General features: G+C 40.0%; 12 protein-coding genes and 1 pseudogene. 9 read left to right on the plus strand and 4 right to left on the minus strand.

Annotation, left to right across the window (positions count from 1 at the left end):
* Positions 1-8 precede the first annotated feature (8 nt).
* The 9 genes and pseudogenes from CUS89_RS10220 (at position 9) to CUS89_RS10260 (ending at position 10,440) form a co-directional block, all read left to right on the plus strand.
* A complete protein-coding gene (locus CUS89_RS10220; RefSeq protein ID WP_104872042.1) occupies positions 9-401 on the plus strand; it encodes a DUF4430 domain-containing protein in 393 nt (130 codons plus the stop codon).
* A 29-nt stretch (positions 402-430) separates the two neighbouring features.
* On the plus strand, positions 431-1,405 hold the full coding sequence (locus tag CUS89_RS10225) for a cation diffusion facilitator family transporter (RefSeq protein WP_104872043.1): 975 nt from the start codon (positions 431-433) through the stop codon (positions 1,403-1,405).
* Positions 1,406-1,672: 267 nt separating this feature from the next.
* A pseudogene (locus CUS89_RS10230) lies at positions 1,673-2,459 on the plus strand (AzlC family ABC transporter permease).
* On the plus strand, positions 2,452-2,769 hold the full coding sequence (locus CUS89_RS10235) for an AzlD domain-containing protein (RefSeq protein ID WP_104872044.1): 318 nt from the start codon (positions 2,452-2,454) through the stop codon (positions 2,767-2,769). The pseudogene CUS89_RS10230 and the gene CUS89_RS10235 overlap by 8 nt, the downstream one beginning before the upstream one ends.
* A 128-nt stretch (positions 2,770-2,897) precedes the next feature.
* Complete coding sequence (locus CUS89_RS10240) at positions 2,898-4,490, plus strand: polysaccharide biosynthesis protein (RefSeq protein WP_104872045.1); 1,593 nt, start codon at positions 2,898-2,900, stop codon at positions 4,488-4,490.
* Positions 4,491-4,878: 388 nt separating this feature from the next.
* Positions 4,879-5,727: a DegV family protein gene (locus CUS89_RS10245; protein ID WP_104872046.1), complete on the plus strand. Its 849-nt coding sequence runs from the start codon at positions 4,879-4,881 to the stop codon at positions 5,725-5,727.
* 155 nt (positions 5,728-5,882) lie between these two features.
* Positions 5,883-6,362, plus strand: coding sequence for a DUF6530 family protein (locus CUS89_RS10250; RefSeq protein ID WP_010735448.1), 480 nt, complete (start codon positions 5,883-5,885; stop codon positions 6,360-6,362).
* Between the two features lie 22 nt (positions 6,363-6,384).
* Positions 6,385-8,622 carry an AAA family ATPase gene (locus CUS89_RS10255; protein ID WP_104872047.1) on the plus strand — a complete coding sequence of 746 codons (2,238 nt, stop codon included), beginning with the start codon at positions 6,385-6,387 and terminating at the stop codon, positions 8,620-8,622.
* Between the two features lie 177 nt (positions 8,623-8,799).
* A complete protein-coding gene (locus tag CUS89_RS10260) occupies positions 8,800-10,440 on the plus strand; it encodes a glycoside hydrolase family 13 protein (protein WP_104872048.1) in 1,641 nt (546 codons plus the stop codon).
* Between the two features lie 180 nt (positions 10,441-10,620).
* Here CUS89_RS10260 and CUS89_RS10265 read toward each other — a convergent pair whose 3' ends face one another.
* The 4 genes from CUS89_RS10265 to CUS89_RS10280 all read right to left on the minus strand — a co-directional run bounded on the left by CUS89_RS10265 (position 10,621) and on the right by CUS89_RS10280 (position 14,185).
* Complete coding sequence (locus CUS89_RS10265) at positions 10,621-11,169, minus strand: TIGR01440 family protein (RefSeq protein ID WP_104872049.1); 549 nt, start codon at positions 11,167-11,169, stop codon at positions 10,621-10,623.
* 16 nt (positions 11,170-11,185) lie between these two features.
* Positions 11,186-11,683: an ECF transporter S component gene (locus CUS89_RS10270; RefSeq protein WP_104872050.1), complete on the minus strand. Its 498-nt coding sequence runs from the start codon at positions 11,681-11,683 to the stop codon at positions 11,186-11,188.
* Positions 11,673-12,479: a bifunctional hydroxymethylpyrimidine kinase/phosphomethylpyrimidine kinase gene (locus tag CUS89_RS10275; RefSeq protein WP_104872051.1), complete on the minus strand. Its 807-nt coding sequence runs from the start codon at positions 12,477-12,479 to the stop codon at positions 11,673-11,675. Before CUS89_RS10275 ends, CUS89_RS10270 begins: the two co-directional genes overlap by 11 nt.
* A gap of 176 nt (positions 12,480-12,655) precedes the next feature.
* On the minus strand, positions 12,656-14,185 hold the full coding sequence (locus CUS89_RS10280; RefSeq protein ID WP_104872052.1) for an AMP-binding protein: 1,530 nt from the start codon (positions 14,183-14,185) through the stop codon (positions 12,656-12,658).
* Positions 14,186-14,316 lie beyond the last annotated feature (131 nt).

Consider the following 14,316-nt stretch of genomic DNA (forward strand, 5'->3'; position numbering starts at 1 on the left):
GGGGTAAAATGAAAAGGATAGGAACCAGTTTACTCATTGTCTGTTCAATGTTGCTTTTCTTTACCGGTTGTACAAATCAAGAGCCAAAAAAAGCTGATCCAAAACCTTCAGCCATGGTGACGAAAGCAACAGCAACTATCACCTTGCAAGAAGCTGGGGTTGATACCTTAGTAAAAAAAGTGACTTTCCATACAGGAGAAAACCTACTGGATGTGCTTGAACAAAACTTTAGTGTGGAAGAAGACAAAGGATTTATCACCTCGATCAATGGTCAGAGCCAAAATACCGAAGAAAAAAAATATTGGATGTTCAGTGTGGATGGTAAAAATACAAAAATGGGTGCAAAAGAAACAATTTTACAAAATAATCAAACCGTGATCTTTAATTTAGATACTCTTTGATGTTGTTAGGAATGAAGGGAAGATATACAATGGAGAATTTGAAGAAGAGCGGAATGTTTTCTGTATTGGCTGCGTTAGGTGCCAACCTCTTAGTTGCGTTTAGTAAATTTGTCGGTTATGCCATCAGTGGTAGTGCTGCGATGTTGAATGAAAGTATCCATAGTATCGTTGACTGTAGCAATCAAGTATTACTACTAGTCGGTGATAAACGTGCGAATCGTGGTCAAAGTGAATTACACCAATTTGGCGAAGGACGAGCAAAATATTTTTTCAGTACGATTGTTGCCATGATGTTGTTTTTTGGTGGGGGCGCGCTAGGTGTGATGGAAGCTTTTGAAAAACTTACCCATCCCGCCCACGAAGTTGGTAATCCTTGGATCGTCATCCTGATCCTCTTATTTGGTTTAGCTGTAGAAGGGAGTTCATTGCGAATAGCAATGAAAGAAATCCGCGAATTGAACACGGAGAAACTTTCAACCATGCGCTTTTTACGTGAAAGTCGCCACAGTGAGATCCTGGTGATCTTCACCGAAGATCTCTGTGCTGTAATTGGTCTCATTCTTGCCTTAGTCGGCACCGGATTGACCATGGTGACAGGAATTGCAGCTTTCGATGCCATCAGCGGTCTATTGATCGGCTTTTTATTGATGGGTGCTGCTATCTTTCTGGCAAAAGAATTTTATAGTTTGATCATTGGCGAGAGCGTGACTACAACAGATTTGAAAAAGATCAAATTTGCTTTTGAGCGAAATGAAGTCAATCGCGTCATTGATATCAAAACTGTACATTTAAGTCCGACAGAGATTTTAGTTGCCGCCAAAATCGATCTATTTGAGAGTAAAGAATATCAAGTACACATGATCATCAATGATATTGAACGGACGATCCGTGAACAATTAAAGGATAAAAAAATCTATATTTACATTGAAACAGATAAATATGATCCAAATTATTCGCAAATAAAGAAAACACAAGAAACTACGATAAAGAGCGTCGAGGAATGATTTGAAAACCAATGTTATTTTTCGCTTGTAAAAGGGTCGAATAGCAAAAAAATAGCTCATTTATTTATAGTATGAAATCATCGAAAAAAGGAGGAGGATTATGAATTTCCTCTCTCTTTCTCGATGATTTTTATTTTTTTTCATTAGAGGTTCTTTGAAAATGAGAAAAATATCATGTTGTTTAACGATAAAACGGCTACATTTTTATTTATTTATGTTACAATTAGTCCGCTATTTATTTGTTGTTAATTGAAGGAGATATCGTTAATGAATAAACAGAAACGGGCGCCTTGGCAGGATTCGCTACATGCTGCGTTGCCACTTTGCCTTAGTTATATCCCAGTTGGATTAGCTTGCGGGGTCTTACTGCAACAAGTTGGTTTTGATCCACTCTTAGCTGGTCTATTATCCATCTTAGTATTTTCTGGCGGCGCACAATTCTTAGTTGCCTCTATGCTAGCCACACAAGCGCCATTTTCAACCACACTTTTAATGGTTTTTTTCTTAGAACTACGATATATCTTGCTAGGATCGAGTCTTTCAGGCTTTATGAAGAAAGAAAAGCGATTCTTTTTAGCTGTGTTCTCTCAATCATTGAATGACGAAAATTATGCAGTCAATTATTTGAAATACTCAACTGACCCTACTTGGGACAAGCGACAAGCGAAAAGCGTTGTATGTCAATTGGTTTTCAATGGGGGCTTGGGCGATCAGTAACATGGTCGGAAATATTTTTGGATCAGTGATCCGAGTGGATACAGATTTGGTCCATTTCGCTTTGACCGCTATGTTTATTTTTATGTTCATCATGCAAATGAAGAATGCTTTACTCATCTTCACAGGGATCTTTTCTGGTGTACTCAGCGTCTTGTTCATGGTACTATTCCAAAACACTTTCGGTTTGATCGTTGCAACGTTGATTGCTTCTTCAGCAGGTTTTGCCTTAGAGAGAGCCTTCAAGAAGGAAAAAGAAAAGAGAACCAGCAAAGAGGAACAGCCTTTGAATGAACCGTTGTTCCATTTCCCAGAACAGGAGGTCCAACATCATGACTGAGTGGTACTTGTTGTTACTGGTATTCAGCTTATTTGTCGTTGCCTACATTCCACGAGTTTTTCCTATGCTTTATTTTACGCATCGAAAAGTGCCTAAATGGTTTAGTGAGTGGATGAAGTATGTACCAGTCGCTTTGTTTGCAGCGTTAGCCTTCAAAGATGTTTTTATCACACATGAACATTTAGATATCGCTTGGAATATCAAAATCGTTGCGATGCTACTTGTTGCAGGTGTAGCCTATAAAACCCGCTCAATGGCATTGTCTGTCATTACAGGACTTGCATCTGTGTTTTTATTATCAATGTTATAGAATTTCTTAAGCTTCTCCCAAAAATAGAGAAGCTTATTTTTTTGTTTTCATCAACGAGTTGTCCTCCAAGTTTTTTTTGTTATAATAGGGAAGATGTTTATTCTAATAGAGATAGTTGAGGTTGACATATGAATAAGAAATTGATGCAAGGGACATTTTGGCTTACCTTTGCCAATCTACTCTGCAAAGTTTTAGGTGTCGTTTATTTGATTCCTTGGTTAAGTATGATGGGGAACAATCAAGATGGCATGTTAGCAACTACCCTTTATAATGTGGGCTATTTACCTTATGGTCTTTTCCTGATGTTAGGGACAGTTGGGTTTCCAAATGCCATTGCAAAAAAAGTGGCGGTGGCGACGAAAAATGGGGATGAACAGGCGTGTCGCGTCATTTTTCGGAGTACGATCAATATCATGTTCGTTATTGGGATCCTATCTGCGGTATTGATGTATTTGTTTGCTCCCGCTTTAGCAGGGATCAGTCCGATCTCCAATGTCGATAACGGTATTTTGGCGATTCGTAGTCTCTGTCCTTCCTTAGTAGCGATCCCAGTATTAAGTGCGATGCGCGGTTATTTCCAAGGAAAAAATCATCTTCGTCCTTACGGTACTTCCTTGATCATCGAACAAGTGATCCGTGTGATCGTCATTTTAGCCGGTACGTACTATTTACGTGTGTTGACAGACGGCACGATCGTACAAGCGGTATTGATCAGTACGGTTGCTTCATTCTTCGGTGGACTAGCGGCTATTGGTCATATGTTTGTCGTGGGGCGTAAAAACGACTACTTCCGTTTAAAAGATTTCTGGATCTCAAGTCGCTATTTCCAAAAAGACAATCGTTCCGCGTCTGTTTCAATCATTCGAGAAACATTACCCTTCATTTATGTGGGTTCGGTGATCACAATCGTACAGATGATCGATCAGGTGACGATGAAACCATTCTTGCATTTATTCAGACCGGAAATTGCAGACCAACAACTCGAATTTTTGTTCAGTCGAGCATCGGTCAATCCGAATAAATTGACATTGATCTTGATTTCGATGGTCGGAACGGTCGCTATCAGTAGTTTGCCGATCCTAAGTACTCTTGGGAAAAAAGACCGTCTACAAATTGAGAAAACGGTCGGAGATAGCTTTTCGATTGCCTTGTTGATTCTTTTGCCTTCGTTAGCAGGGATGTCCTTGTTAGCAGGTCCGTTATACACCTTGTTTTTTGGCTATGACCCAGAGAGTGTCGGTTACTTCCAAATGGCGCTTTTAGCTTCCTTGTTCTTCTCGTTGTTTACGATTCTATCGACGATGTTGCAATCACTGAATCATCATTTGGTTGCAATCAAACTGACAACAGAGGCGATTATTTTAAAAGTCGTATTCCAAGCGATCGGTTTAGCTTTATTTGGTGGATACGGAATGAGTTTATCCAATACGTTGGCTTTTGCTTTTGTGTTTGTTCGTGGGTATCTTTATTTATCAAAAGAATACCGCATCTCGCCATTCGCAAAAATCAGTCACTTCTTCTTGAAGACGTTTCGTTCGACGATGGCCATGTTACTACTTTGCTGCGTTCTTTTCTTCGTGTTGAGTCTTTCATTGTCTATGACATCAAAAACGCATGCAGTGATTTATTGTGTGGTGATCGGTGGCATCGGTGGCTTGACGTTCGTCTTTGCCCAATTTGGGCGAAACGCCATGCAAATGGTCAAGAATTTCAGACGATAAGGGGATGCTGTAGCAAGCACCAAGGATTGTATAGGTAGTAAGAAAGCGATCTAACTATAAATAGTAAGAGGTCGGGACAGAAGTGTTCAGCCTCGAGAAATAAGGCGCCATCCACGAAAATTGTTCGTCAAATTTTTGTGGATGGCGCCTTATTTCCGAAGAGGTTACTTCTGTTCCCGCCGTTTATTCGGTTTTAGGTGGTGGGAGAGAACTAATGTCCCACTCTCTTTTATTTGTTCAAATGGATGGGAAAGTGATAAAAATCTTAGATTTTAATAAAAAACATAAGTTGCTTTTTCTATAATCCGGACAAAGGTTCAAATCTTTTCTTACTTATGATATAGTATTAAGGACTGGTAAAATTCTTTGAAACGAGGAACTTAAATAAATGAAATTAGCAATCGTAACTGACAGTACAGCTTTCCTGCCAACACGTATCAAGAACCATCCTGATTTATATGTGATTCCTATCCCTGTGATCTTGGATGGAAAAATTTATAACGAAGGTATCGACATTGAAGCAGACGAATATTATGGACTATTGAAAAACAGTAAAGATTTTCCAACGACTTCCCAACCTGCAGTAGGTGAAGTTTTGGCACTTTATGAAGAACTGAAAGCGAAAGGCTACGATACGATCTTAAGTATACACTTATCAAGTGGGATTTCTGGGTTCGTCAATACGTTATTTGCGATGAAAGACGACGTCAAAGAGATGACGATTGTTCCTTATGATTCGAAAATCACAAGTATGCCAATGGGTCACATGGTCGAATCTGCTTTAGACTTGAATGATCAAGGCTATTCACTTGAAGCCATTTTAGCTCACATCGATCGAATCAGAGACAATACATACGCCTATTTGATCGTTGACGACTTGAATAACTTAGTCCGTGGAGGTCGCTTGACTAACGGTGCTGCGCTGATCGGCGGACTATTGAAAATCAAGCCGATCCTGACTTTTTCGGAAGGCAAAATCATTTTATTCGAGAAGATCCGTTCAAGCAAAAAAGCCTTTGCCCGTGCAGAACAAATCATTGGCAAACGAAATGAAGAAATAAAGCCACCGGTGAAATTATATGTGATCCACGCAAATAATTTAGAAGTTGCGGAAGAAGAAAAAGCAAAACTTCAAAAACAATACCCACAAGCAGAAATCGAGATCGGGCACTTTGGTCCTGTAATCGGTAGTCATTTGGGGGAAAAAGCGATCGGTATTGCGATCTCTGCGCAATAAACGGGGTAGGAAGCAAGAAATATGAAGAAGAAAACAGTTTGAGCAATGGTTTGCTTGGACTGTTTTTTTGCATTTCTTATATAATTGTCATATACTAACTTTAATTATCTAGTAGTTTACTAAATTACTAAATTACTAAAAAGGAGTCGAGAAGGATGGAAATACCAACAAATTTAAAACATAAACCAGTAATCGTCGTCGAAGATTATGATAAAGTTGATGGCAGAAATGCTTTGCATACAGATGCGAAAGGTCTATCATTAGGATTAGCTCAGTGGAATGATCGAGGAAAAGTCGATATTTCAGGAAAAGTGTGGCGTCATACAGGTGAAAAGTGGTCACGTCAATCGGAAGAATTGCCGATCACTCGTATCCTTGACTTAGCGATCTTAGTGGCGCAAGGAAGTGTTTACTTCCAAGATGCCTACCGCCATGAAAAATTTTATGATCCTGAAAATCCTGTCGTTGATATCATCGGTCTGCAAGGAAACCGGATGACGGTGGAAGTGGATACGAAAAACCCTAAAATCGATGAAGATATCATGTTATACTACGATGCTTTACAAAAAGATGGGGAATTACTCGGCGAACGTTTTCGTATCTTGAAACGTTTATTAGATGATCTAGGGTATTAATGTTATAAGGAAGTGTTTAATCATGGAAAACTTTTCACTCACCGATCAACGAACGTTTACACCGATCGAAAAACAAATGATCTGGAAAAAACCGACAAGTCATCAGACAAGTGCTGAAGAGCTACGTATTGCAACTGAAATCAAAGCAAACTGGTTAGATTCGGAAATGAAAATCAGCAATGTGTTGCTAGAAGGAGATGCGGGTTCTGGGAAAACGCAATTAGCCAAAGCATTATCCTTTGATCTGCAGTTGCCTTATACGAAAGTGACTTGCTTTGCTGATATGGATAAATCAGATGTCTTTGGTGCATTACTACCTGTTATAGATTCAGATCAAGAAGAGGATCAAGAGTTATTGACTGCGATTTATCAAACGGATACATTAGCTGCGGTATTGACGTTGATCGAACAACATTACTCCGTCGATCAACAAACGGCAAAACAGAAATTAGCCGATCTCGTGCAACGAATCGAAAACAACCAAGAAAGTACGATCCATTACAAATACTATCCGTCAGAAATCGTTCGCGCGATCGAAAAGGGCTATCTTTTAGAAATCCAAGAGCCGACTGTGATACGTGATGCTTCGGTTCTCGTTGCTTTGAACTCTGCCCTAGAAACTAACGGTTTGTTGAACTTACCTACTGGTGTGATCAAACGACATCCAGACTGTATCATTATCATTACCACGAATCGCAACTACCAAGGAAACCGACCATTGAATGAATCGCTTCGAGATCGTATGCAACATGCTGAGAAAATGGATCTGCCAGAGCTTTCTGTTATGGTGGAACGTGCAATCAGCAAGACACAAGTCGAAGAGCCAGCACTTTTGTTAAAAATGGCAGAAGTGATCCGACTGTTGGACGAAACTGCCAAAGCAAATGCTATCAAAGGTGTGGCAGGGATGCGTTCTTATTTTTATTGGGTCAATACGCTGAAACAAAATCAAGATATTTTTGTATCACTCTATCCCAAAGTCTTATATAAACTGACGACTGATCCAGATGAATTACACATTTTGACGACTGCCTTAACTGATAGTGGGCTTTTAGATGAACTAAGAGAGTTACTTCGTCAAAAAAAATGGGGGGATTTATCAGAGGCATCCTCGCGAATCAAAGGAAGAACGATTGGTGCAGAAGAAGCGGCAGAACGCCAAATCGAGAAGCTAGCAGAAGAAACCACTCTGCTTGGTGAACACCCCTCTGAGAAAGAAGAAGTGTTGCCAGAAGAGCCGATAAATGAAGCAACTGCGAATGAAGAAACGCCAACTGACACGTTGCCTTTATCGGAAGAGCGGAGCCAGGAAGTCGAAGGACGAAGTCAACAACAAAACCAAGCAGATGACGAATCCCAAGAGATGTCAGCTTCAGATATGGAAGCCTTCGACAAGCAACTCAAGCGTGAACTCAATAAAGAAGCCCGTCAGCTGATGAAAGGTACGATCCATGAAAAAGAAGGGTTGATCGTTCATCGCCCTAAGTTCGCAGTAAAAAATCCGGAAGTGGCGACTATCCGACAAGAGATCGATCCAATCGTGGATTCATTAAGTCGGCAAATCCTTGATCTTTTAGAAAATGAGCAAAGCGAAACTTACCAAAAAGGAAAGTACGAAGGGCAACGATTCAATGCCAGTCGAGTAGCTTATGGTGATTTGCGGCAATTTGATAAAAAAAATCCCCCTCATGAGCAACCTTCCTTAGCAGTTGCTTTACGAATTGATGAATCTGGGTCAATGGTTCGGGAAGATCGTATTCTAGCAGCTAAAAAAGCAGCATTTGCTATTGCGGAGTTTGCCAAAAAGGTACGCATTCCTTTGTTGATCTACGGGGATACAGCAGATGTTTCGACAAGAGAAAAAACATCTGTCTTTTCGTACAAAGAGTTCTCGGATTCATTTGAATGGTTGGAACAGAAGTTAGTGACTATGAAGCCAAGACAAAACAATCGTGATGGCGCAGTGTTACGTCTGATTGCTGGAAAGCTGGCAGAACAACCTGCGACAACCAAACTGATCGTCAACATCAGCGATGGCCAACCAAAAGCGTTACCTGATTACACAGGCACTAAAGCAAAAAAAGATATCCAAGAAGTATTGACTGAATATGAGCGCCAAGGTATCGTCTTTATTTCTGCGGCAATTGGACAAGATAAAGAAGAAATCAAAGAAATCTACGGCGCAAGTCGCTTTGTCGATATCACTGATTTAGCGACATTCCCTAAACAATTGATCCAATTGATTTCTCGTTATTTATAAATTTTATGCGAATATCAAAGATGGTGGATAGATCATGGTCTTTGATGTTCGCTTTTTTTAGTTCTTTCATTTATCATAAGCACTACTCCAACTGATGTTAGCAGCAAAAAAAGTTAACGGTAACAAATATGTAACCGTTTCAAATTAAGCTATAATAAAGAAAAAAGGGGGATAAGCATGAAGCAGACAGAAAAGTGGTGGAAAGAAGCTGTTGGATATCAGATCTACCCAGCGAGCTTTAAAGATAGCAACAACGACGGCATCGGTGATATCAACGGGATACGCCAAAAACTTAGCTATTTGAAAGAGTTAGGGATCGACTTTATTTGGATCAATCCTATTTATCAGTCGCCATTTGTCGATAACGGCTATGATATCAGTGATTATCAAGCAATCCTTGAGAAGTTTGGTACAATGGATGAGTTTGATGCTTTACTAGCCGAAGCCCATCAGATGGGGATCAAGATCATCATGGATCTCGTCATCAATCATAGTTCTGATCAGCATGAATGGTTTATTGAATCTCGCCAGTCAGTCGATAATCCGTACCGTGATTACTACATTTGGGTCGATGGTACACCTGATCAAGCACCGAATGAATGGCAGTCGATCTTTGGCGGTTCAGCCTGGCAATACGATGAACAAACTGGTCAATACTACTTACACATTTTTGCAAAAGAACAACCTGACTTGAACTGGGAAAGCGACAAATTAAAAGCTGAACTCTTCACGATGATCCGCTGGTGGTTAGATAAAGGGATCGATGGATTCCGCTTAGATGCAATTTCTCATGTAAAAAAAGATGAATACTCTGTCAAGGCAACTGAGAACCCATTTTCTCCTTTTCAAAATGTCTCCGGCATTGAAGATCATTTGACGGAATTGAAAAATGTCTTTGATGAATACGATATTATGACGGTAGGAGAAGCGAGTGGGGTATCTGCAAACGAAGGACCTGAGTGGGTAGGTGAAAATGGCTACTTCGATATGATCTTTGAGTTTGATCATATTTCGATCTGGAAACATGAAAAAGATGGGGATCTAGATGTATTGAGTTTGAAACAATCATTGAGCGCTTGGCAACGGGCACTAGACGGCAAAGGTTGGAATGCACTTTATATGGAAAACCATGACGTGCCAAGATGTGTGTCTGTCTTTGGGGATACGTCTCCTAAGTATTGGCAAGTTTCTGCAAAAGCTATCGCCATGATGTATTTCTTTTTACAAGGTACGCCATTTATTTATCAAGGACAAGAAATCGGTATGACGAATCTCCCATTTTCTTCTATTGATGAAATCGATGCAGTGGATTCGAAAAGACTCTATCAACAATTGCTTGATGAAGGTCGCTCAGAAGAAGAAGCATTGGATATCGTAGCCAATACCACAAGAGATAACAGTCGTACACCGATGCAATGGAATGATCATTCGTATGCTGGTTTTTCCGAAGTTGCTCCTTGGTTAGTCGTCAATCCCAATCATCAAACGATCAACGTCGCTGATCAAACCAATGACCCAGATTCTATTTTATCTTTTTACAAAAAAATGATTGCCGTACGTCGAGAACATAAAGGGTTGATTTATGGTAGTTTCAATGAATATCTACCTGAAAATGAACAGCTCTTTGTGTATGAGCGAATACTAGATGAAGAACGTTATCTGATCATCGTCAACTTGACCGATGAAGCAGCCCCTTATACATTACCAACAAACATCGGTATAGATTGGGAAGGGTTACTGGAAAATCAACCGAGTTCGACATTCCAATCAAGTGGAACGTTCGCGCCGTATGAAGCACGTCTTTATCGTAAAAACTAACTAATAAGAAAAATAATAGGATCAAAAATATAATTTATTTATTTAACTTTAAAACCGAATAAACGGTGTTCCAAAAGTAATGCCTTAGAAATAGGAAATAAGTAGGGAAACCCAAAAATTTGAAAAAATTTCGGGTTTCCCTGCTTATTTCTCGGCGCTGGACGCTTCTGTCACAATCGCTTATTCGTATTGCGCACGAGGTCCGCCAATGTATTTAGGACGAGACCGTAAAGCAGTAACATGCGCACGACCTAATGTGTTAGAGCGGGGGCGTATAGGCACTTGAACATGCTTGATGTGCATCCCGATCGCAGTATCACCGATGTCGATTCCTGCTTGAGCAACGACATGTTCGACTTCGACCGGGTCGCTGAATTGTTCAAATGCTGCAACTGAGCAGGCACCTCCTGCATGGAGTGCCGGAATGACGGAGACGATCTCAAATTGTTTCTTTTCAGCTACCGGACGTTCGACGACTAATGCTCGATTAAGGTGTTCACAGCCTTGGACTGCTAAGGAAATGTCAAGAGGGTCTAATTGTTCTTTCAATGTTTCGATGACCCATTGTCCGATTTCTGCATTTGAGTTTTTACCAATATGCCCACCAACGATTTCACTGGTACTGCATCCTACAACGAATAGATCACCCGCTTTAAGCTGGGCTTCCTCGAGAATATCTGAAACCATTTCAGATAATTGTTGTTTGAAACTGTCTTTTGATACTTCCATTTTCCATTCATCCTTTTTACTTGTTTTTTACCGTTGATTGTTGCAGAGGTAAACGCATCAATGCCTTTGTAAGTGGGATCGCCACCACGATACCGACAATGTTTTGGACTAAATTACTTGGTAGAGATGCGACACCGACTGGCCAGTCATATAGCAACCAACTAGCAAAGAAGTAGCCCACCACCATGATGATCGTTCCAAGTGATAAACCAAAGCCCCAACGCACAGAACCTTTGCCCGCAAAATAGCCAGCAACCAATCCTTGTAAGCCGTGGATCAATAAAGAGAAGATCGCCCATTGGGGATATCCAGATAATAAATCAATAAACAAGCCACTTCCTGCACCAACGATCAATCCACCCATCGGACCAAAAAGGGCAGCTGCGGTATAAATGCCGACTTCACATAAGGTGACAAATCCGTTGGTTCCAGGTATCGGGATCAAGATGACTAAAGAGATCCCCACAGTTAAAGCTGTCAGCATGGCATAGATCGCAATTTTTTTAGTATTCATTCGTTATTTCCACTCCTTTTCCTTTTGACCAAACACTTCCTGTTTGATCATTCATCATGACACCATTCAAGATACAGTCATAAACAAAAGCCTTACTCCGGGCAACTGCATCAGTCAAAGGATAGCCTAAGACCAGATTTGCTGCAATCGCGGAAGCAAATGTGCATCCTGCACCGTTAACAGTTTGTTCTTCTAACTTTTCCCGTCTAAAAGAAATTGTTTCTTTTCCATTAAATAAAACATCCAATGCTTCATTTCCGATAATCCCAGTGCCACCTTTGATCACTACGTTCTTAGCACCTAATGAATGGATATATTTTGCACAATCGACCATTTGGAGAAAGGTACTGACGGGTTGACCATAAAGCAGGGAGGCTTCTTTCAAATTCGGGGTCAATACATCCGCAAATGGAAAGAGCTCCTGTATCATTTTTTGCATATAGGATTGATTCAAGGTATTAGTTGTTTCTTTAAACGCAAACACAGGATCGATCACAATGGGAATATCCTCAAAATATGTAAGGAAATCCTTCACAACGTCAATGGCCTCCAATGAATGTAACAAGCCAATTTTTATCCCATCTAAATCTGTCATAGATCGAATCGAATCTAATTGCTTGGCTAACCATTCAGGCGGGATCGTTTCTAATATAAACGAACCATCTGAGTCAAGCATTCCGATACAAGTCAATGCACTCATCCCAAAAATATGATGGTTTTCAAATGTCTTTAAATCAGACTGTATGCCGCCACCAGCAAATGGATCAGATCCTCCAATCGTTACTATTTTTTTCACTTTCATCCCTCCACAAAATGAGTATACCTTTTTCGAATAAAAAGAAAAACAGCCAATTGGCAGATTATCAGGTCAGCCACTTTAAGTAAAAAAGAGAAAAGAAATCTATATACAAAAAAAACAAGTACTTTCCTAACTAAAGGAAAAGTACTTGCTTGAACCACTGGGTCAGCTAATTATTGATTTGCTTCTTTAAATTCCTTTTCAATTTGTAACCGTTGGACTTTCATCGTTGCTGTTCTTGGAATATCTTCGTAAGCACGAATGATCGGTGTGTTCAAACGTGGTAATTCATGGACTTGGTTCCACCAACGATCCCAATCCATCTCTTGATTCGGTGCTAAAGCAATGATTGGTTGCGGTGAATTATCTTTATCACGAACGATGACGACTTCAGCTAAAAATTCCAAGGAATCCAACAAATAATCTTCGATCGCTAATGTACTGTTGATCGTATCGATCAAGTCAACTTGACGATCTTTCAAATGCAGATGGCCGTTTTCATCGATACAACCATAATCGCCGCTATCCCACCAAACACCATACACATTTTCTTGGAAACGAGTATCTTCTTTATAATAAGTCAATGCACGACCTTTTGATAACAAGTGGATGTGACCATCTGTGTTAGCCGGTAGTTCATTGCCTTCTTCATCAGTGATCCTTGCTTTGGTCAAGTCACCTAAACCAACACCCATATCACGTGCATCACTTGTTTTTAAGCTCTCTAACGTATGAGCTTTCAAGATCATCGGTCCACATTCACTTTGTCCGTAGACTTGTAAAAAGATCGCTTCTTTTGTCGCTGACGTTTGAAGGAAAACTTCCATTGTTTGATTGTTGATGGCATCAAATGTGGAGTGGTAGTAGCGAATACCTGAAAAAGCGTCAGGATGTTCTCTCGCAATAAAACTCCACTGAACAAAGTTATTTGGATGTGTCTCTAAAGCAATTGGCGGATTCTCTAATAACAGTTTCACCACATGTTCACCTTGAGGATCAGCAATTGGCATCATCGGAAAGCCCATCGCCATAAGAGAAGAAATACCGATATTGAATCGTGAATGAACCGGCGAAATGTGAAAAGCCACCAATTTCTTCTCAGCAATCTTAGTAAACACCGTTTTTTGCCATTTTGTCCGCCAACCCATTGAATGTGCAGAGTGGCAAATCAATTTTGGAATACCGGTCGTGCCTGAAGTATGAGTCATATAAGAGATTTCATCATTATCTAATTTCTTTTGTTCCACAGGAGTGGCTGGTTGCTTGAGCAATTCAGCTACAGCTAGTTGTTTGCTCTTTGTACCATTAGTAATTCCTGCAACACGTTCACTTGTTACTTCGTCGAATAAGATAAAAGGGTCTTCTAAACGATCAACAAATACTTCTAAAGTACTTGTTGGTAAATGATAAGAAGGCATGACAGGAACAGCACCTAGATAAGAGGCAGCAACCGCCATCAAGTAGGTATCAAAAGCAGAACTTTTGTAGATCATGATTTTATCACCAAGTGACACACCTAGATTAGCGAGTTGATAGGCACGTGTTACTACTAATTCATGACATTGGCTGTAAGTGCTTTTAAAACCAAGCTCCGGAAAAGCCACTAATGCCCGGTCAAAAATCATTGGCACATCTGGTGTACGTTCAGCAGCTTCTTGAAAATTCGTATAAAGATTAAGTGGGGTATAGTCGATTGTTTCCATCTTTCACGCTCCATAAATAAATTTGTTAATAAATGTACAAAGTCTTAATTATGATAGCATATCCTCAAACTAAATAACAGAAAAACCTAAATGTAAAGTTATCTATCGGATAGAGATGAAAGATAGGGTAA

This window comes from Enterococcus mundtii (assembly GCF_002947535.1).
Classification (GTDB): domain Bacteria; phylum Bacillota; class Bacilli; order Lactobacillales; family Enterococcaceae; genus Enterococcus_B; species Enterococcus_B mundtii_B.

Bases quoted from the DNA above. Each gene is read 5' to 3' on its own strand.
- CUS89_RS10220 (WP_104872042.1), top strand. From the start codon at position 9: ATGAAAAGGATAGGAACCAGTTTACTCATTGTCTGTTCAATGTTGCTT.
- CUS89_RS10225 (WP_104872043.1), top strand. From the start codon at position 431: ATGGAGAATTTGAAGAAGAGCGGAATGTTTTCTGTATTGGCTGCGTTA.
- CUS89_RS10235 (WP_104872044.1), top strand. From the start codon at position 2,452: ATGACTGAGTGGTACTTGTTGTTACTGGTATTCAGCTTATTTGTCGTT.
- CUS89_RS10240 (WP_104872045.1), top strand. From the start codon at position 2,898: ATGAATAAGAAATTGATGCAAGGGACATTTTGGCTTACCTTTGCCAAT.
- CUS89_RS10245 (WP_104872046.1), top strand. From the start codon at position 4,879: ATGAAATTAGCAATCGTAACTGACAGTACAGCTTTCCTGCCAACACGT.
- CUS89_RS10250 (WP_010735448.1), top strand. From the start codon at position 5,883: ATGGAAATACCAACAAATTTAAAACATAAACCAGTAATCGTCGTCGAA.
- CUS89_RS10255 (WP_104872047.1), top strand. From the start codon at position 6,385: ATGGAAAACTTTTCACTCACCGATCAACGAACGTTTACACCGATCGAA.
- CUS89_RS10260 (WP_104872048.1), top strand. From the start codon at position 8,800: ATGAAGCAGACAGAAAAGTGGTGGAAAGAAGCTGTTGGATATCAGATC.
- CUS89_RS10265 (WP_104872049.1), bottom strand. From the start codon at position 11,169: ATGGAAGTATCAAAAGACAGTTTCAAACAACAATTATCTGAAATGGTT.
- CUS89_RS10270 (WP_104872050.1), bottom strand. From the start codon at position 11,683: ATGAATACTAAAAAAATTGCGATCTATGCCATGCTGACAGCTTTAACT.
- CUS89_RS10280 (WP_104872052.1), bottom strand. From the start codon at position 14,185: ATGGAAACAATCGACTATACCCCACTTAATCTTTATACGAATTTTCAA.